The sequence below is a fragment of the Bacillus benzoevorans genome, assembly GCF_014207535.1.
In the GTDB taxonomy this organism is placed as follows: domain Bacteria; phylum Bacillota; class Bacilli; order Bacillales; family Cytobacillaceae; genus Bacillus_BD; species Bacillus_BD benzoevorans.
The window spans coordinates 373,167-391,793 of the sequence record NZ_JACHGK010000001.1 but is presented as its reverse complement, the minus strand read 5'-3'; the positions used below and the strand labels follow the sequence as shown (position 1 = coordinate 391,793).

Annotated in this window: 17 protein-coding genes and 1 pseudogene; 1 reads left to right on the top strand and 17 read right to left on the bottom strand. The window is 41.8% G+C overall.

The features are described 5' to 3' along the window. Positions 1-11: 11 nt before the first annotated feature. The 11 genes and pseudogenes from smc to HNR53_RS01975 all read right to left on the bottom strand — a co-directional run bounded on the left by smc (position 12) and on the right by HNR53_RS01975 (position 12,616). Positions 12-3,581 carry a chromosome segregation protein SMC gene (smc, locus tag HNR53_RS02020; RefSeq protein ID WP_184522171.1) on the bottom strand — a complete coding sequence of 1,190 codons (3,570 nt, stop codon included), beginning with the start codon at positions 3,579-3,581 and terminating at the stop codon, positions 12-14. Between the two features lie 12 nt (positions 3,582-3,593). After that, complete coding sequence (rnc, locus tag HNR53_RS02015) at positions 3,594-4,358, bottom strand: ribonuclease III (protein WP_184522168.1); 765 nt, start codon at positions 4,356-4,358, stop codon at positions 3,594-3,596. A gap of 147 nt (positions 4,359-4,505) precedes the next feature. After that, complete coding sequence (locus HNR53_RS02010; RefSeq protein ID WP_184522165.1) at positions 4,506-4,739, bottom strand: acyl carrier protein; 234 nt, start codon at positions 4,737-4,739, stop codon at positions 4,506-4,508. 92 nt (positions 4,740-4,831) lie between these two features. Further along, entirely contained in the window at positions 4,832-5,575 is a 744-nt protein-coding gene (gene fabG / locus HNR53_RS02005) for a 3-oxoacyl-[acyl-carrier-protein] reductase (RefSeq protein ID WP_184522162.1), read from the bottom strand. Further along, positions 5,572-6,519, bottom strand: coding sequence for an ACP S-malonyltransferase (gene fabD, locus HNR53_RS02000; protein WP_184522159.1), 948 nt, complete (start codon positions 6,517-6,519; stop codon positions 5,572-5,574). Before fabD ends, fabG begins: the two co-directional genes overlap by 4 nt. 11 nt (positions 6,520-6,530) lie before the next feature. Further along, a complete protein-coding gene (gene plsX / locus HNR53_RS01995; RefSeq protein WP_184522156.1) occupies positions 6,531-7,535 on the bottom strand; it encodes a phosphate acyltransferase PlsX in 1,005 nt (334 codons plus the stop codon). Between the two features lie 111 nt (positions 7,536-7,646). Then, complete coding sequence (gene fapR, locus HNR53_RS01990; RefSeq protein ID WP_184522153.1) at positions 7,647-8,210, bottom strand: transcription factor FapR; 564 nt, start codon at positions 8,208-8,210, stop codon at positions 7,647-7,649. A gap of 177 nt (positions 8,211-8,387) precedes the next feature. Continuing rightward, positions 8,388-10,436, bottom strand: a complete 2,049-nt coding sequence (gene recG / locus HNR53_RS01985; protein WP_184522151.1) for an ATP-dependent DNA helicase RecG — start codon at positions 10,434-10,436, stop codon at positions 8,388-8,390. Then, a pseudogene (locus tag HNR53_RS23565) lies at positions 10,429-10,559 on the bottom strand (L-serine ammonia-lyase, iron-sulfur-dependent, subunit alpha); the annotation flags it as partial. The gene recG and the pseudogene HNR53_RS23565, both read right to left, overlap by 8 nt. Before the next feature lie 6 nt (positions 10,560-10,565). Beyond that, complete coding sequence (locus HNR53_RS01980; protein WP_184522148.1) at positions 10,566-12,236, bottom strand: DAK2 domain-containing protein; 1,671 nt, start codon at positions 12,234-12,236, stop codon at positions 10,566-10,568. A 17-nt stretch (positions 12,237-12,253) separates the two neighbouring features. Further along, the gene (locus HNR53_RS01975; protein WP_184522145.1) at positions 12,254-12,616 is read right to left on the bottom strand and encodes an Asp23/Gls24 family envelope stress response protein; all 363 of its coding nucleotides are present in this window, start codon (positions 12,614-12,616) and stop codon (positions 12,254-12,256) included. 419 nt (positions 12,617-13,035) lie between these two features. Between HNR53_RS01975 and rpmB the strand changes: the two genes are divergently transcribed. Further along, the gene (rpmB, locus tag HNR53_RS01970) at positions 13,036-13,224 is read left to right on the top strand and encodes a 50S ribosomal protein L28 (protein WP_184522142.1); all 189 of its coding nucleotides are present in this window, start codon (positions 13,036-13,038) and stop codon (positions 13,222-13,224) included. A gap of 173 nt (positions 13,225-13,397) precedes the next feature. Here rpmB and spoVM read toward each other — a convergent pair whose 3' ends face one another. From spoVM to HNR53_RS01940, 6 genes are all read right to left on the bottom strand, one after another. Beyond that, positions 13,398-13,478 carry a stage V sporulation protein SpoVM gene (spoVM, locus tag HNR53_RS01965; RefSeq protein ID WP_071395378.1) on the bottom strand — a complete coding sequence of 27 codons (81 nt, stop codon included), beginning with the start codon at positions 13,476-13,478 and terminating at the stop codon, positions 13,398-13,400. A 122-nt stretch (positions 13,479-13,600) separates the two neighbouring features. Beyond that, positions 13,601-14,248, bottom strand: a complete 648-nt coding sequence (locus HNR53_RS01960; protein ID WP_184522751.1) for a thiamine diphosphokinase — start codon at positions 14,246-14,248, stop codon at positions 13,601-13,603. A 94-nt stretch (positions 14,249-14,342) separates the two neighbouring features. Then, on the bottom strand, positions 14,343-14,987 hold the full coding sequence (rpe, locus tag HNR53_RS01955; protein WP_184522139.1) for a ribulose-phosphate 3-epimerase: 645 nt from the start codon (positions 14,985-14,987) through the stop codon (positions 14,343-14,345). Between the two features lie 2 nt (positions 14,988-14,989). Further along, positions 14,990-15,871 (bottom strand): ribosome small subunit-dependent GTPase A, encoded by an 882-nt coding sequence (rsgA, locus tag HNR53_RS01950; protein ID WP_184522136.1) that lies wholly within the window; start codon positions 15,869-15,871, stop codon positions 14,990-14,992. Positions 15,872-15,893: 22 nt separating this feature from the next. Beyond that, positions 15,894-17,870: a Stk1 family PASTA domain-containing Ser/Thr kinase gene (gene pknB / locus HNR53_RS01945; RefSeq protein ID WP_184522133.1), complete on the bottom strand. Its 1,977-nt coding sequence runs from the start codon at positions 17,868-17,870 to the stop codon at positions 15,894-15,896. Beyond that, on the bottom strand, positions 17,867-18,625 hold the full coding sequence (locus HNR53_RS01940; protein WP_184522130.1) for a Stp1/IreP family PP2C-type Ser/Thr phosphatase: 759 nt from the start codon (positions 18,623-18,625) through the stop codon (positions 17,867-17,869). Before HNR53_RS01940 ends, pknB begins: the two co-directional genes overlap by 4 nt. Positions 18,626-18,627: the final 2 nt, after the last annotated feature.

Sequence of the window (18,627 nt, the reverse complement as noted above, 5' to 3'; positions counted from 1 at the left end):
ATATAGAACAATTAACTGTTTCCAACAAATTCATTTGATTCTTCAAGACGGACGGAGACAAGCCTAGAGACACCCGATTCTTGCATCGTGACCCCGTATAATACATCCGCTTCCTCCATCGTCCCTTTTCTGTGTGTAATCACAATGAATTGAGATTCACTGCTATATCTTTTTAAATATTGGCTGAAACGATAGACGTTTGCTTCATCAAGGGCTGCTTCTACTTCATCTAAAATGCAAAATGGAACAGGTCGGACCTTCAAAATGGAAAATAAAAGAGCAATAGCTGTCAGCGCCCGTTCTCCCCCTGATAGAAGACCAAGATTCTGTAATTTTTTCCCCGGCGGCTGGGCGACAATTTCAACACCCGTTGTGAGTAGTGCATCCGGGTTCGTTAAGCGCAAATCTGCTCTGCCGCCGCCGAAAAGCTCTTGAAAAACTGATTCAAAATGGAAACGAATCCCTTCAAACGTCTGTTGAAAACGTCGTTTCATTTCATCGTCCATCTCATCAATGACCTGGAATAATGTATCCTTTGCTTCCTGAAGATCTGTTTTTTGCTCAAGTAAGAACTCATATCGATCGGATACCCGTTCATATTCATCAATCGCCCCAAGATTGACAGTGCCAAGCTCTTCTAGAGCCAGCTTAATCAATTTTAGTTTTTTCCGTGCCTCTTCAATCGGCATCGTTAGCGGATATTCTTCTTTTGCCGCCTCAAACGAAAGGAGATATTCTTCCCTTAAATGGGCTAATTTATTATCCAGTTCGACATCGAGACGATTTAACTGAACTTCATCATCCTGCAGGATTGTCGTCATACCTTTATGCTGCCGCCTCAATTCCTTTGTTTCCAGCGAAAGATCTTCAAGGGCATTCTGCATACTCAGCCTTTCTTCTCTGCGGTCCGCGATCAAGCTGATGGTTTCCTCTTTATCACGCAGTTTTTCTTTTACGGCCTCCTCTAAATATTCTTCGCCGGAAGTATTGTCTGTCATATCTGAAACGAGGAGATGCAGATCCTCGTGATACTCCTGAAGTTTTGCTTCGCTTTCAGTTCGTTCATTCGCCGCCAGCAGCAATCGTTCCTGGACATGATTCACCTGCTCATTTTTCGCCGCTATAGCTGCTTTTAGCTCGCTGATTTCACCAAGCAGGGCATCTTTTGATTGCGTCTGGGTATTTTTCTGCTCAGTTAACTGCTGAATTCGTTCCTCTAGCTGCGAAGTTTGTGCTTTATAATCATCTAAGCGGGCATGAAGTTTTTCTTTGCGTTCAGTAATATTGGCTTTTTCACTCAAGTACTCATGATTATTCAGGTCGTAGAGAGACAGCATGTCATTAATATTCGACAATTGCATATCGATTTCGCGCAAATCACCTTTTACCGCTTGCTCACGAAGGCGGAGGGCTTCTCCGTTTTTCCGGAGAGTACTTATCTCTTGTTCCTTTTCCATTACCGCCTGTTTTAATCTCTTCACTTCAGCCTCAAAGGATGCTGTTTTTGCTTCCATAACAGCCAGCTTTTCCTTTAACTCATCTAACTCACTTTTCCGCGACAGGAGCGAAGAGGAATTTTGTTTCAAAGCACCGCCTGTCATCGAACCGCCCGCATTCACGATGTCCCCGTCAAGCGTAACAATGCGGAATCTGTACCCGAGCAGCCTCGCCATGTCTCCGGCACCCTTCAAATCCTCCGCAATAAGGACAGTACCGAGTAAGTTTTTGACGATTTCTTCATAACGAGAAGCATAGGAGATTAAATCAGCTGCAATCCCAACAAAGGAAGGATGAGCGGCTAGTATTTCCCTTTGACTGCCTGAAAGTGCTTTGCCTTTTATGACATTAAGCGGCAAAAAGGTAGCCCGGCCAAAACGGTTCTGCTTGATGTATTGTATCGCTTTACGTGCATCCTGCTCCGTCCCGACGACGATATGCTGCATGCTGCCTCCAAGTGCTGTTTCAACAGCTGTCTCATATTCCTTTGGAACGCTGATAAGTTCAGCAACCGCTCCTTCAATCCCTTGGAGCTTGCTGCCCCGTGCCTTCAGGACTTCTTTTACACCAACGAAAAAGCCGGCAAATCCTTCTTCCATCTCTTCAAGCGTTTCTTTGCGGGATTTCGTTTTTTGTAAAAATTGATAGGCCTGATAAAGGGTGGACTCTTCTTTTGCATATTTGTTTTTCAATGCTTCATACTGCGATTGAGAATCTCTAAATTTATGAACCTGAGCATCCAATTCAGTGCGTACTGATAAAAGGGAGCCCTCGGTCTCCTCTTTTCGTATTTGGATACTTTTTCGCTCGGTCACATATTTTGCATTTTCTTCCTCAAGCCTTTTGTTCCGCACTTCCTGACCGCTTAATTGCTGCTCTAGATTATTTAACTCATTTTTCGCAGCGGCCTGTTCATTGAGGACATCAATATATTCACTTTTTAAATCATCAATGATTTGTTCCATATTTTCACTTAACAGACCCAGCTGAGACTGCTTTTCTTTCAACAGCTGCTTCTGTTCTCGGGATTCCTGCGCTAATATACCTGCCTGCTCATCAAGCCCCGATGACTGAGCTTGTAAATTCTTTACCTTTTGCGTTAACTCAGCGATATTTTTTTGCAGTTGTTCTTTATTTTGTGCTGCATTTTTCTTTCTTTCCTTCAGGACCTCTTTTTTACCCTCAAGTTTTTTTAACTCTTCACTTGTTTCAAGCAATACATTTTGCAAATCACTTATTGATTCATCCACTGCTGCCATATGATCCCGCAGTTCTTCCAGCTTCGCTTCTTTTCCCTGAAGAAGCGCTGAAAGCTCTATTTCCTGCTGTTTCTGCTGCTCCAATCTTTCGGATGCAGCCTTCCATTTGGCATGCAGGTCCTCAATTTCATAAACCGTAACAGATACTTCAATTTTTTCCAGTGCTTCCTTTTGTTCCAGGTAGTCCTTTGCCATCGAAGCTTGGATTTTCAGGGGTTCTATTTGACCTTCCAATTCATGGAGAATATCGTTTACCCGGTTTAGATTTTCCTGTGTTTCTGTTAATTTGCTTTCTGCTTTTCTTTTCCGCGTTTTATATTTCAGGACTCCTGCAGCCTCTTCAAAAATGACCCGTCTTTCCTCAGCTTTACTGTTAAGGATCTCTTCCACTTTTCCCTGACTGATAATCGAGAAAGCTTCTCTTCCAAGGCCTGAGTCCATAAATAATTCAACAATATCCTTTAAACGGCAGGTTCGCTTATTAATGAAAAATTCACTTTCGCCTGATCGGAAGACACGGCGGGTAACGCTCACCTCATTGTAATCAAGCGGCAGAGATTGATCTTCGTTGTCTAATGTTAAAGTGACTTCTGCAAAGTTCAGAGGCTTACGCGAATCACTTCCGGCAAAAATAATATCTTCCATCTTTGAGCCGCGAAGGGATTTCGCAGACTGTTCCCCTAAAACCCAGCGAATAGCATCGGTGATGTTGCTCTTACCGCTGCCATTTGGACCAACTACAGCGGTAACGCCTTGAACAAAGTCCACTGCTATTCGCTCAGCAAACGATTTAAAGCCCACTATATCCAATCGTTTAAGAAACACTTTCTTTCCTCCTTACTCTGGATGAGTTTCTGTTAATGGTTCCTGCAGGTGTCCTTTTAGTTTTTCCAGAGCCATTTGCGCAGCATGCTGTTCAGCAGCTTTTTTCGATCTCCCCGTACCTTTCCCAATTTCCGCTCCGTTTAAAAGAACGATGGAGACAAATTCCCGGTTATGGGCAGGTCCTCTTTCCAATAAAATTCGATACTCAATCACACCCGTACTATCACGCTGGATTAATTCCTGCAGCTGGCTTTTAAAATCCATGACGTGGGAGAATACTCCGGCATTCACTTTAGGAAACACATATTTCTCAAGGAAGGCAACGACAAAATCAAGCCCTTTATCTAAAAAAAGCGCCCCAATAAAGGCTTCGAATACATCAGCCAAAAGTGCCGGTCTTTCGCGGCCGCCAGTCAATTCTTCCCCTTTTCCGAGCAGAATCAGCCTGCCAAAGTGGAGTTCATTGGCGAAAGCCACTAATGAGGGTTCACATACAATCGCTGCACGCAGTTTTGTTAATTCCCCTTCACTCATCATCGGATATTTAAGAAATAAAAATTTAGAAACGGTTAATTCCAAAACCGCATCACCTAAAAACTCGAGACGTTCATTATCCTCAAAAGGCTTTCTGCGATGTTCATTCACATAGGAAGAATGGGTAAAAGCCTGTTTTAAAAGTTTTTCATTGGAAAAATGAATATTAATTTGTTCCTGAAAATCATAAAATTGTTTATCTATCATTCTGGTTGAGTATTTATCCCTTCCGTTATTACGCATAACCTATTCCACCTTGACCTTATATTTACTTGCATAAAAAAGTTTACATAAAAAGCAGACTAAACGAAAAAACCTTTTGATCATCATTTTACTGTTATATATAAGAAAGCCCCGTCTTGAAACGGAGCTTTTCCTTTTATCTAACGATTATTGTTTTGCTTGTATGTAATTCACAGCGTCGCCGACTGTTGCAATTTTTTCAGCATCATCGTCAGAAATTTCCATATCAAATTCATCTTCTAATTCCATAACAAGTTCAACTACGTCAAGGGAATCAGCGCCAAGATCGTCTTTGAAAGAAGCCTCTAATTTAATTTCAGATTCTTCAACACCTAAACGGTCAACAATGATTTTTGTTACACGTTCTAAAACATCTGCCATTGGTCGTTCACCTCCCCTCAGGTATTATAGAATATTTCAAGTAAATAATCTAGAAAAACCTGCATTTTATGGTAATGCACATAAAAAGTGCGCTACATCAGCATTCCGCCGTTTACATGGATCGTCTGACCGGTAATATAGCGGCTGTCCTCTGAAGCTAAGAAGGCAACAGCTTTCGCTATATCCTTCGGTTCGCCAAATTGGGCCAGAGGAATATTTTTAAGCATTTCCTGTTTCAATTCCTCTGTCAACTGATCCGTCATTTCAGTTGTGATAAAACCAGGTGCAACTGCGTTCACGGTAATTCCTCGGGAAGCCAATTCCTTTGCACTTGTTTTTGTTAAACCGATGACACCGGCCTTAGCCGCTACATAATTGGCCTGACCGGGATTGCCGCTGGCACCGACAATGGAGGAAATATTGATAATCCTTCCGCTCCTTTGTTTCATCATTTGTCTGGTGACAGCCTTTGTACAAAGGAAAACACCTTTAAGGTTAATATTAAGAACGGCATCCCATTCGTCTTCCTTCATCCGCATTAACAAATTGTCCTTTGTAATACCGGCATTATTGACAAGAATATCGATACTGCCAAAGCGGTCGATTGTTTCTTTTATCATATTGGCCACCGCGTCGCCATTTGAAACATCACATTGAACTGCAAATGCATCCCGATCCATTTGTTTGATTTCATCCACTACTTCATTTGCCTTTGCAACGCTTCCGGCATAGTTTACTGCTACGTTGGCACCGAGTCTCGCTAATTCAAGGGCAATTTCACGTCCGATGCCTCTTGATGCTCCTGTTACAAGGGCTGTTTTTCCAGCTAATTTCATTTAGTCGCCTCCTTCAATGCCTCAATGACTTCTTTACATGTTGTTTCATCAGAAACGGCATATGTAGTCACTGTGCGGCTCACCTTTTTCACTAATCCAGATAATACTTTACCCGGTCCAATTTCAATAAATGTCGTAACACCAAGATCGATCATCTTTTGCACACTTTTTTCCCACTGAACAGGTGAATACAATTGTGCAATCAGCTTTTCTTTAATATCCCCAGACTGAACCATTTCCTCCGCTGTGACATTCGCTATAACCGGCACTTTTGCATCCTGAATGTCCATCTCATCTAAAACGGTCTTTAATTTATCAGCTGCCGGCTTCATTAATTCAGAATGGAAAGGACCGCTGACTTCTAATGGAAGAACTCGCTTGGCACCTGCTTCTTTCGCTTTCACTGAAGCAAGTTCAACGCCCTTTCTCGTTCCGGAGATAACAATTTGTCCAGGACAGTTAATATTCGCAAGCTGGACGAGATTCCCGCCGCTTGTAATTTCATCTGTTACAGCCTGCAGCTTTTCACTGTCAAGGCCTAATACTGCCGCCATTGTTCCTTCACCATTAGGAACAGCTATTTCCATAAACTCTCCTCTTTTGCGGACAGCATACACTCCCTCTTCAAAAGAAAAGGCGCCGCTAGCGACAAGGGCTGTATACTCACCAAGGCTGTGTCCGGCACAATAGTCAGGTGTAATGCCTGATTCTTTAAAATATTCTAATACAGCAATGCTGGTTGTTAAAAGGGCAGGCTGGGCATTCGTTGTCAGAGTCAGTTCTTCCTGCGGTCCTGCAAAAATTAAATCAGAAAGGGAGCAGCCCAACTTTTGATCAGCTTTCGCAAATATTTCCGCAGACGCTGGATTCGCTTCTGCAATTGACTTTCCCATTCCAACTGTTTGTGACCCCTGCCCGGGGAATAAAAAGGCTATTTTACTCATTTATTTTCTCCTTAATCTTTTATTTCATTGCGGTTTATCTTTTCCACTGTCTGCCTGATCGTATCTGTTACCTGATGTGCTGCCATGTCCCGCGTCTGTCTAATGGCATTAAAAACAGCATTGGCATCAGAAGAACCGTGTGCTTTTATGACAGGTGCCTTTAAACCGAAAAGTCCGGCTCCGCCGTATTCTGAATAGTCCATTTGCGTCTTAATTTTCATTAAATCTGGCTTTAATACTGCCGCCGCAAGTTTCGTCTTCAAGTTGGACATTAAAGCGGATTTTAGCATTTTCATGACGGATATCGCTGTTCCTTCAATAGATTTTAAAACCATATTGCCAGTAAATCCATCTGTTACCACTACATCAGCCACTCCGTTTAATAAATCCCTTGCTTCTACGTTGCCGATGAAATGGATATCCGTTTTTTGCAGCATTTCATATGTATGTTTTGTCAAATCATTGCCCTTTTTCTCTTCGGTACCGATATTTAATAATCCTACCCGCGGGTTTTCAATTCCTCTTACTTTTTGGCTGTAAATAGAACCCATCAAGGCGTATTGAACAAGGTGCTCCGGTTTTGCATCGGCATTCGCACCTACATCAAGCAAAACAAAACCTTCTCCTCCAATGGTCGGAAGTGTCGGTGCCAGAGCAGGGCGTTCAATCCCTTCAATCCGGCCTACGACGAATAGCCCGGCAGCCATTAAGGCCCCTGTATTCCCAGCTGAAATGCAGGCATCCGCTCTTCCCTCAGAAACTTCTTTTGCCGCCAATACCATGGATGAATTTTTCTTTCTTCTTACAGCACGTACGGGTTCATCCGTGCCGGATATGACTTCTTCAGTATGTATAATTGCCAGTCTTTCCTGCTCTTTCGTAAATGCTTTTATTTTATGTTCATCACCGACAAGTGTAATATGTAAATCCTTGTAGGTGTCAAGTGCTTTCATGGCCCCCAGAACAATTTCTTTAGGAGCATGATCACCGCCCATTGCATCGATTGCGATTTTCATTACGGTCTCCTTTTCGCTTATCGTGGTCTTGTTGCTCTTCACCTAATAATCGTACAGCCTCATTATTAGTGCAGTTTTAAGTCTCGCCCGCCGGAAATCAGCTGACATTTTTCATTTTGGTGAGCGGTACATAACAAATTCACCTTTTAAAACAATCTCATTATTAACAAAGCTATTCACTTCTACTACGGTCCGGCCGTTCTCCTCGTCAATTCGTTTTACCCTTGCTTTTGCAATCACCCGATCCATATGATTAACAGGCTGGACAAAATGAATATTTGCTTTAGCCGTTAACGCTAATTCATCGTTAATCACGGCTACAGCTAAAGAATTCGCCTGAGCAAACAAATGATGTCCGCGGGCAATTTGATTCCGTTTAAACACATGCTCCTGCTTTACATCGAAAATGGAAATAGCTGTTTTATCCAACTCGATATCAATAATCTCGCCAATGACCTCTTCAATTGGCAATGAGCGTACTTCATCTTCAAATTTTTTCTCCGCGACATTTTTGATCCGTTCCCGTAATTCAGGGATGGATAATTCAAGCCGGTCTAAACGGATCGTCTGTACACTGACAGAAAATTTCTCCGCCAATTCTTCATCCGTAATGAATGGATTTTCATTTATTGTTTCCTTTAAACATCGCTGCCTGTCCTTTTTATTTCTCCGCATTTTTCCACCGTCCGTGATACTAAGACTAGGTACTAATAGTAGTATATAATTTAATAAGGCAGAATGCAAGAAGAACAATACGCTCCCTTGTTTCTGCCTTAAATAGATGATGTGCTGATAAGAATGTCCGAGTACATCCCCGCTGAACTGCAGCAGCTTCATTCAGAGAGGAAAAGATTAATCCAGCTTTTCCCCCGCAAGCACTCCCGTTTCTTCAATATAAGTTCTTAAAGCCTGGTATTCCTCAGCCTGCCAGAAATAGCTGGATTCCACTAAAATAGATGCATCATTTCTCGCCGTTTCAAGTGCTGCGTAATCATGGACCATATCAGCGACTTTAAACTCTGGTACTCCGCTTTGCTTTTTGCCAAAAAAGTCGCCGGGTCCGCGCAATTCTAAGTCCTTTTCGCTAAGAACAAAACCATCATTCGTTTCCGTCATGATTTTCATTCGTTCCTTGCCTGTTTCCGATTTTGGATCGGCTAATAAGATACAATAGGATTGTTCACTTCCACGGCCAACCCTTCCCCGCAGCTGGTGCAGCTGCGACAGACCGAAACGTTCGGCATCATATATGACCATCAAGGTAGCATTCGGTACATTCACTCCTACCTCTACTACCGTAGTCGAAACAAGCACATGGGTTTTATTCTCGCTGAATTCCTTCATTACCTGATCTTTTTCTTCAGCAGGCAGTCTCCCATGCATCAAGCCAATTTGATAACGGCCTTGAAAATAAGAACTAAGGGTAATATGCACATCGATCGCATTTTGCACATCCAGCTTGTCCGACTCTTCAATTAATGGACAAATTACATAGGCTTGGCGTCCTTTTTGCAGTTCCTTACGGATAAACTGAAGGACCCGCTCCAGCATCTCTTGCTTGACCCAGTACGTCTCGATCCTTTTTCTCCCGGCAGGCATTTCATCAATAATAGAAACATCCATTTCGCCAAAGACGGTAATCGAAAGCGTCCGTGGAATCGGGGTAGCCGTCATAAATAATACATCCGGATTTTCCCCCTTTTCCCTTAAAATCCGGCGCTGCTCCACCCCAAAACGATGCTGTTCATCTGTTATCACAAGTCCAAGCTGTTTAAATTCTACTTCATCTTGAATCAGCGCATGCGTTCCAATTAAAATATCAATTTCACCTTCATGTAATCTTGTCAGAATATCCTTTCTCTGTCTGCCTTTTACAGAGCTTGTCAGCAATTCGCACGATACCCCCGCAGGCTCAAGCAAAGCTTTCAAAGAATCAACATGCTGCTCGGCAAGTATTTCCGTCGGTACCATTAAGGCACCCTGGAAACCTGCAGTTGCGCATGAGTACAAGGCTATCGCGGCAATCACTGTTTTCCCTGAGCCTACATCCCCCTGCAGTAATCTGTTCATTCGGTAAGGGGATCTGAGATCAGTGAGGATCTCCCCCATCACCCTATGCTGGGCATTCGTTAAAGGAAAGGGCAGCTGCTCAATAAACGCCTTTACTTTATCCTCATTATACTGATAGGATATTCCTTTTGAATTCTCCCTTTCTATTTTTCTTAGTGCCTGCATTTTCAGCTGAAATAAGAGAAATTCTTCATAGACAAAACGTCTTCTTGCCTGCTTTAAATCGTTCTGATCTGCTGGAAAATGCATCGCATGAAGAGCATCCCTCCGATTCAGAAGACGGTATTTTTTCCGCAGTGTTTCAGGTATATTTTCATGGCTTAGATGTCCGTACTGGGAAAAAGCCAATTTAATAAAACGGCGGATTCCCTTCATGGTAATGCTTCCCTTTACAGCATAAACCGGTTCATAGTCATTGCTTCCGAGAGTACCGCCGATTTTCATTTCATTAGCCGTAATCAGTTGCCGGTGGCTGTCCCATTTCCCCGAAACAGTAACGGTATCATTAATGGCTATTTTGTTTTTTAAATAGGGCTGATTAAATAACACGACTTGAATTAAATAGCGTCCAACTAAGAGCCGAATCGTCAATCTTGAGCGTTTACGTCCATAATAGGTAAGAGAAGGTTCGCTATGAACCTTCCCTTCTATTGTTATTTTTTCCTCATGTTTTACTTCAGCTAAATCGCGAAGCCGGTAATCCTCATAGCGATAAGGAAAATGCTCCAGTAAATCTTCAATTGTATTTATCTTCATTTCCGCTAATGCAGCTGCCGTTTCCTCACCAATGCCTTTTACGGCAGTAACGGATTGCTTTAATGGATTAATCACTTATTTTAAGCGGCTGACCAAAGAGCTGTGCTTCGTATTTCCCTCCTGTTGGTTTTGCCGCTAACCCTCCCTGTCCAGTTTCTCTTAATGTGGTTGTCTCGTCTGGCCTATTTCGTACATGGCACTTCCTTATTCTACCGAGAAGATAAAAGGATATAATGGCTGATTTCCATTTTGCACTTCTATTTCTACATCACGATATGTTTCTTCTAGAAGGCTGACAATCCCTGCAACATCTTCTTCAGATGCATCCTCGCCTTTAAAGATGGTGACAATTTCCGAATCCTCGTCAATCATTTGCGCCAGAAGTTCACTGGCTGTCCTGGCCTTATCTTTATCTTTTACAATTATTTTCCCATCTAAAATTCCCATATAGTCATCTTTTTCGATCGCAAGTCCATCAATCGTTGTATCTCTGACAGCAAAAGTAATTTGTCCGGTTTTTACATTAACCAAAGCATCTGTCATATGTTTCTTTATGTCCGCTGCATCAGCACTTGGATTAAAGGCTAGCAAAGCCGCCATACCTTGGGGAACGGTTTTTGAAGGAATCACCATGACATGTTCATTGCTGACTTCAGCGGCCTGCTCTGCAGCCATAATGATATTTTTATTGTTTGGCAAAATAATGACCGTTTCTGCATTGACCGAACTTATCGCTTTCACAATTTCTTCCGTGCTTGGATTCATTGTTTGACCGCCTTCAATTACCTCATTGGCTCCAATACTCCGGAAAAGCTCGGCGATTCCGCTGCCCTGAGAAACTGTCACAATCCCATATTTCTGTTTTTCACCCAGAGACTGTGGTGAAGAACTTTGCAGCACTGCATGGGTTTCCCCAACAATGGTCGAATGCTGTTCACGCATATTTTCAATTTTCATTTTGATTAAGCTGCCATAAGACTGACCATAATTTAATACATTTCCCGGCTGTTCTGAATGGATGTGAATTTTCACTACATCATCATCTGAAATGACCAGCAAAGAATCGCCGTACTCGCTTAGCTCCTGGCGAAAGTTCTCCTCAGAAAATGGCTTATTTTTATCGAGCCGAACCATAAATTCAGTACAGTAGCCATAAACAATATCTTCTGTATTCATATGCCCTTGAACACTGCGATGATGTTCAGTACTTACAAGTTCATCCATCGTCGGCATCACTTCCGGTACATCCGGCAGTTTTTCACCTTTAAGCTCTGCAAGGAAACCTTCATAGATGAAAACAAGTCCTTGTCCGCCGCTGTCGACCACGCCGACCTCTTTTAATACAGGGAGCAGTTCAGGCGTCCGCTTTAATGATTGCTTCGCTTCCTGCAAAGTCTCGTCCATAATGTAGATAATGTCATCATGCTTTGAAGCTGCTTGAACAGCTTTTTTGGCTGCATCCTTTGCTACAGTTAAGATAGTACCTTCCACCGGCTTCATCACGGCTTTGTAAGCACTTTCAACACCAACCTCAAAAGCATGGGCAAAATCAGTACCATTAATAAATTCTTTTTGTTCAATTGCCTTGGAAAAACCGCGAAATAACTGTGATAGTATAACGCCGGAATTCCCCCGCGCGCCCATCAGCAATCCCTTTGCCAGTGCCGCTCCAACTTTACCGATATGCTCCTGAACGTTTTGTTTCGCTTCTTTTGCCCCTGAAGACATTGATAAATTCATATTTGTTCCGGTATCACCATCCGGAACAGGGAAAACATTTAAAGCATCAACATATTTCGCATTTACTGCTAAGTGATTTGCTCCTTGTATGATCATTTCCGCGAAACGTTTTCCATCTAACACGGTAATTGACACATAAATTCCCCTCTCCATTACGGATTCACAACACGAACTCCTTGAACAAATATATTTACTGTGTCAACGGCAAGTCCAACTGTTTGGTCCAATGTATATTTTACTTTTGACTGTACATTATGGGCAATTTCAGAAATCTTTGTTCCGTAACTTACAATAATATACATATCAATATGTACTTGATCATTTTCCTGGCGTACAATTACACCACGGGTGAAATTTTCTTTGCGTAATATTTCAGTTAAACCATCTTTAATTTGATTCTTTGAAGCCATTCCGACAATGCCGTAACAATCAACAGCAGCTCCGCCTGCAATGGTCGCAACAACATCATTCGAAATATCAATTTGGCCATAAGTGGTTTTTAGTTCAATGGACATAAATAATCCCCCTTTGGAATTTGCTCCTTGACTACTGCCATTTTACTATAATGGAAATCAATTTGAAAGCAATTCCTATCCCCGCTGAATTGTCCAGCTCCACCGCCTAACTGATCGAGGTCTTAAGCTGTGCCAGGGAGAAGGTTAAAGAACAACCTTCTCCCTGGCCTTTTCTTTTGCTTGTCGCAGCTGGGCAAGGCGGTTCCGCTTTTCTTATTGTCAAGTAATTATTCTTGAAAGGTTTAAATAGAAGTATTGCAATCGTGATGGTTGTGTGATAAATTATTAAAGTATCTTTTAATGGACGAAAAACGCGGTTCATCCTGTTTTTTCCATTATTCCAGATTGACCAAAATCTGATATTACTTTGTAACTGATACATTGATCGTTTCAGTTTTTGCAGTAAGGAGGGAAAATAAATGCCACGTAAATGTGTTGTAACTGGTAGAAAAACAACTTCAGGTAATGCACGCTCCCATGCAATGAACGCTAACAAACGTACTTGGGGTGCTAACCTTCAAAAAGTTCGTATTCTTGTAAATGGTAAACCAAAGCGTGTTTGGGTATCTGCAAGAGCACTTAGATCTGGAAAAGTAGAACGCGTATAATTCACTTTACGCGTCTCGAAGTTTGAGCTCAAAATTCGGGATGAAAGAAATCGGCGGATCCGCCGATTTCTTTTTTTATCCTTCATTTTAATACACAACAAATATAAAAAGCACCCATTCTATGGGTGCCAGATTGTCATAATCTATAAAGGAAATGAGTTTAAGACTGCCTGTTAACCTTTTTTAAAAGTTCCAAGCATGGCCCGAACAAGTCCGCCTAAAAATTTTGGTAATTTAATTGTATAAAATTTCATTCAAAGTCCCTCCTCAACCATCTCACTAATGCAAAGGCCGCATTCGAATCGTTACGACACCGTATTTTCCATCCACACTATCCTATTCACATATGAAAAATAAGTACTTTTATTTGAGAAAATTAATCGGTACTTCTTACAATCAATAATATGCCTTCCGAAAAAGAAAAAGTACCATAATCAGCAACAAGTTCATTACTTATGCAAACGGTGGATCCAAGTTCGATATGATAATCGTTTAAAGGATATTTAAATCCCTTTAACGTAACGCCCTTTACATCATTCATCATTGGAATAAAGGAGATATATTTCTTCTTTTCCAGCTTTTCAATCGAATAGACTCCAGGCTGTTTCAAAAATACGATATTCTTCTGATCAATCATTTCTATCTGCACATGTGATTTATTTTTAATTGGATTAATGAGCAGCTGCAGGTTTGCCAGCATATGGTCGAGACGTCCGCCGGTCGCGCCAAAAATGCGAATGATTTGCGGGTTCTGAGTGATTGCCCAATTTAACGCATGTTCCATATCCGTTTCATCTTTTTCCGGCTTAAATTTAATGAGATTTTCAACTCTTTCTTCAATAAAGGTTAATTCCTCGCATGAGACAGAATCAAAGTCTCCAAAGGCAATATTCGGCTTGATTCCCCGTGATAATAAAGTGTAGACGCCGCGATCAACCCCCGCCCATACGATCCTTTCCTCTTGTAAGCTCTGAATATCCGGTAAAAGTTCTGCGGGACCTCCGCCCAATATATGAATAATCACGTTCATGTTCCTTTCTTTCATTATCTACTTTCAGTTATAACACATTTGCAATTAAAAAAAGAAGTCTGCTTCAGCGCTGACTTCTTTTTTTAGATTAGCTTTTTAATTTCGCAATCGCCTGTCTACGGTCAGGCTGATTAAAGACCGCTGACCCCGCAACTAATATCGTTGCACCTGCCTCGATACATCGTGCGGCCGTTTCCTCATTTACCCCGCCGTCTATTTCGATTTCCAGATTAAACCCTTTTTCATCGGCCATTTCTCTGACCCTTTTTATTTTCGGAAGCACCGAAGAAATAAATTTTTGTCCGCCGAAACCCGGATTTACAGTCATCAGTAAAACCATGTCCACATCAGAAAGGATTGGCTCGATCCATTCAGCAGGAGTTGCAGGATTTAAAACAACACCCGCTTTTACCCCGAATGATTTAATCAACTGAATCGTACGATGAAGATGTCTGCATGCTTCAACATGGACCGTTATATAATCAGCCCCTGCCTTGGCGAAGGCCTCTATATATTGATCCGGATTTTCAATCATTAAATGGCAGTCAAGCGGCAGCTTTGTTATCGGTCTGATACTGTCCACCACTAAAGGTCCAATTGTAATATTCGGCACGAAATGCCCGTCCATCACATCAACGTGAATCAGGTCAGCTCCGCCCTTTTCTACATCTTTTATCTCTTCTCCCAGCTTAGAGAAATCAGCAGATAATATCGATGGTGCTATTTTAACCATGCTTAATACCTCGGCTTTCTATTTTTTATTTCCTCAAGAAATTCCTTATAATGATCATATCGATAGGAGGGGATTTCCCCATTTGCAACACTTACTTTGACAGCACATTTTGGCTCTGAAAGGTGCAAACAGCCGCGAAATTTACAATCCTCACTGATTTTTTGAATGTCTGGAAAACAAAAATTTAAATCTTCCACTTCAATTTCAGTAAACTCAAGGGAACTGAATCCCGGTGTATCGGCAACAAGCCCATTTCCTATGTGAATCAGTTCAACATGGCGTGTCGTGTGTTTCCCCCTGCCTAAATGGCTGGAGATTTCATTCGTTTTTAAAGTCAAATCCGGTCTGAGGACATTCAGTAAAGATGATTTTCCAACCCCCGACTGACCGGCAAAAACAGATATCTCCCCTTCCAAATAGGGCAGAAGCTTATCAATCCCTTCCTCTGTTTCAGAGGAAGTCAGCAAGACATGATACCCGGCATGTCTGTATTCATTGGCATATTGTTCAACTTTTCTTTTCTCCTCATTATCTGCTAAATCTAATTTTGTCAGGCAGATAATCGGACGAATATGATGATATTCGATGAGAACAAGAAATCTATCTAATAAGGCTGTACTAAATTCAGGTTCAGCAACTGAAAAAACAAGAATGGCCTGATCAACATTGGCAATCGGCGGGCGGACTAATTCATTTTTTCGTTTCTTTACTTCAAGAATATAGCCATCTGTATCATTTTCAATTTGAAATACTACTTCATCGCCAACGAGTGGGGTAATTTTATTTTTACGGAATACCCCTCTGCCACGGCATTGATAGATTTCATTCCCGCTTAATACATAATAAAACCCACTTAGCGCTTTAACAATTTTGCCCTCAGGCATAGCAACGCTCCCTTACTTCTCTTTATTCCGGATAGGGTACTTCTTCCTCGATAATGACCTTGCCATCACGAATGATTTTGTATCCTCCAGTGTTTCCCGGCAAAATATCCATTTCAATGATTCTTTTTACTGTTTCCGTAATGTTGATGGTTTCATAAGGCTGAGTCATACCTCTATTCATATCCTCAATATAGATTTGCACCTCTTGCGGTTCACCTTCAACTAAAGGTTCATATGGAATGGTAATTTCTCGTGTAACCTTTGCGGGAGGAATTTGTTCCGGTCCATTCGAAATAATAACCGTAATTTTTGAACCCTTTTTTACCTTTGTTCCCGGCTCCGGATTTTGCGAAATAACCAGCCCTTTTGGTACATCATTATTGTACTCTTCCTGTGAAACATCAACCAGTAATCCTGCAGAACTTGCATAATCTTGAACTGCCTTTACATTATAATCTCTTAAATCTTTCACTTCAATGAGAGCAGGACCTTTGCTGACGGTAAATTCAAGAATCGTTTCGTCCGGTATCACCTGGTCGCCTTCCGGATAGTTTTGATCCAGAATCGTTCCAGCTTCAACATCATCGTTTACTTCTTCTATTTTCTTAATATCCTTAAAGCCTTTATCCTTAAGGAGTGCTACAACATCTTCATAATTGCGGTCTGTATAATCTGAGAGCTCAAATGTTTCTTTCCCAATACTCTCATATAGGATGATTTTTGTGCCCTCTTTCACCAGCCTGCCTGCCTTTGGTTCTGTTTTGACAATATAACCTTCTTCGATCTCTTCGGAACTGATTTCTCTTGTTTCACTAATAATAAACCCGGCAGAAACTAGATCGGAAACGGCTTTGTCCAGCGCCATGCCTGATACATCAGGTACTTCTACATCTTTCGGTTCAAAAAATGCCGGAAAGACCGTTACCGTTAATACACCTAGTATAATTAATCCGGCTAAAACAGAAACTAAAATAGCCGGTAATTTCCTCCGTTTCTTTCCATCCTTGCCATGAGCGTTTTTCTGAACAGAGGCAGCGCCTGTTTCTGCCACTGTTTCTTTGCTGTGAATAATGGTATCATCAAGATTTGAATAAGGCCTGTCGTTCGTAATAACAGGGATCACTTTTGTTGCATCATTATCCTCCGGGATGATGAATCTCGGTTCATTCATCCGCTCCGGTTCGAGAGCAACGACAATATCATCTTCCATTTCCTCCACATTTTCATAGCGGAGGAAGGGATCTTTTGCTGTAGCCTTCAGGACTATATTCTCTACACTTTGCGGAATAGACGGGTTCCATCTTCTTAATGACGGTGTTTCAGATTGTAAATGCTTTAAAGCGATTGAAACAGCGGATTCTCCGGAAAATGGAGGTCTCCCGGCTAAAAGCTCAAACATCACAATACCTAATGAATAAATATCCGATTTATGATTAGCCACCCCGCCTCTTGCCTGCTCAGGTGATAAATAATGGACAGAACCAATGACGGAATTGGTCTGTGTAATGCTGGTCGCACTTAAGGCCATAGCAATACCAAAATCAGTAATTTTTACATTTCCATGTTGATCAATTAAAATATTATCCGGTTTAATATCACGATGAATAATATGATTTTGATGGGCATGGGCAATGGCTGAAGTTAATTGACGCATGATCGACAATGCCTTGTCGACTGGAATCGGTGAATTCTGTTGTATGTATTGTTTTAGCGTCTTTCCTTCAACATATTCCATAACAATATAATAAATCGACTGCTCTTCTTCCCCTACATCATAAATGCTGACAATATTCGGGTGAGCAAGGCTGGTCGCTGATTGGGCTTCCCGATGGAAACGGCGAATAAACTCCTCATCATGGGCAAAATCAAGACGCAAGACCTTAACGGCTACGTCGCGGTCAAGAATCATATCATGGGCTAAATAAACATTTGCCATTCCTCCGCCGCCAACCATCTCCAATATTTTGTAGCGTCCGCTAATTCTCTTCCCAATCATCATTGTCCATCACCCTGGCCGGCTTCCCGTTCATAATCAACAATGATTAAGGTGATATTATCTTCGCCGCCATGGAGATTTGCCAGTTCAATTAACCTGGCGGCTTTTTCATTGACCAAAGTTTCCATTTTCAGGCACTCAACTATTTCTATTTCCGTCACTTTATTGGAGAGACCGTCAGAGCAAAGAAGGAGGATGTCGCCTTCTTCAAAGACCATAGATTTAATATCCATTTCGACTATTTTTTCAGTGCCTAATGCCCTAATCAGGACATTTTTTCGCGGATGATTTTCCGCATCTTCCTTGGTAATTTCCCCTGATCGGACCAATTCATTGACAAGCGAATGATCTTCCGTTATTTGCGAGAAGCCGGCTTCATTCAGAATATAACAGCGGCTGTCTCCGATATGGGCGACCGTCAAAAATAAATTTGTAATAATGGCAGCAACGATTGTCGTTCCCATTCCATCACATTCAGAATGGGTTTTGGCATGTTCATGAAGTGTTGTATTCACTTGATTGATACTCACTTTAAGCCATTTTTCTGCCTGTTCTGCGGTCGTGATACCCGGGGTCTCGGACCATAATCGTTTTAACTCCATCACAGTCATTTCACTGGCAACATCCCCGGCCCGGTGACCGCCCATTCCATCTGCGACAACGGTTAAGATTTGGCCTGACCTGTTATAAAGAATTCCTCCGCAATCCTCATTATGCTGACGGACCTTTCCTTGGTCAGTCATAAAAATCATCTTCATAC

Coding starts and splice junctions, on each gene's coding strand:
- HNR53_RS01940 (WP_184522130.1), bottom strand. CDS start 18,625: ATGAAGATGATTTTTATGACTGACCAAGGAAAGGTCCGTCAGCATAAT.
- rpe (WP_184522139.1), bottom strand. CDS start 14,987: ATGGTTAAAATAGCACCATCGATATTATCTGCTGATTTCTCTAAGCTG.
- fapR (WP_184522153.1), bottom strand. CDS start 8,210: ATGCGGAGAAATAAAAAGGACAGGCAGCGATGTTTAAAGGAAACAATA.
- fabG (WP_184522162.1), bottom strand. CDS start 5,575: ATGAAATTAGCTGGAAAAACAGCCCTTGTAACAGGAGCATCAAGAGGC.
- rnc (WP_184522168.1), bottom strand. CDS start 4,358: ATGCGTAATAACGGAAGGGATAAATACTCAACCAGAATGATAGATAAA.
- rsgA (WP_184522136.1), bottom strand. CDS start 15,871: ATGCCTGAGGGCAAAATTGTTAAAGCGCTAAGTGGGTTTTATTATGTA.
- spoVM (WP_071395378.1), bottom strand. CDS start 13,478: ATGAAATTTTATACAATTAAATTACCAAAATTTTTAGGCGGACTTGTT.
- HNR53_RS02010 (WP_184522165.1), bottom strand. CDS start 4,739: ATGGCAGATGTTTTAGAACGTGTAACAAAAATCATTGTTGACCGTTTA.
- plsX (WP_184522156.1), bottom strand. CDS start 7,535: ATGAAAATCGCAATCGATGCAATGGGCGGTGATCATGCTCCTAAAGAA.
- fabD (WP_184522159.1), bottom strand. CDS start 6,519: ATGAGTAAAATAGCCTTTTTATTCCCCGGGCAGGGGTCACAAACAGTT.
- pknB (WP_184522133.1), bottom strand. CDS start 17,870: ATGATGATTGGGAAGAGAATTAGCGGACGCTACAAAATATTGGAGATG.
- rpmB (WP_184522142.1), top strand. CDS start 13,036: ATGCCACGTAAATGTGTTGTAACTGGTAGAAAAACAACTTCAGGTAAT.
- HNR53_RS01975 (WP_184522145.1), bottom strand. CDS start 12,616: ATGTCCATTGAACTAAAAACCACTTATGGCCAAATTGATATTTCGAAT.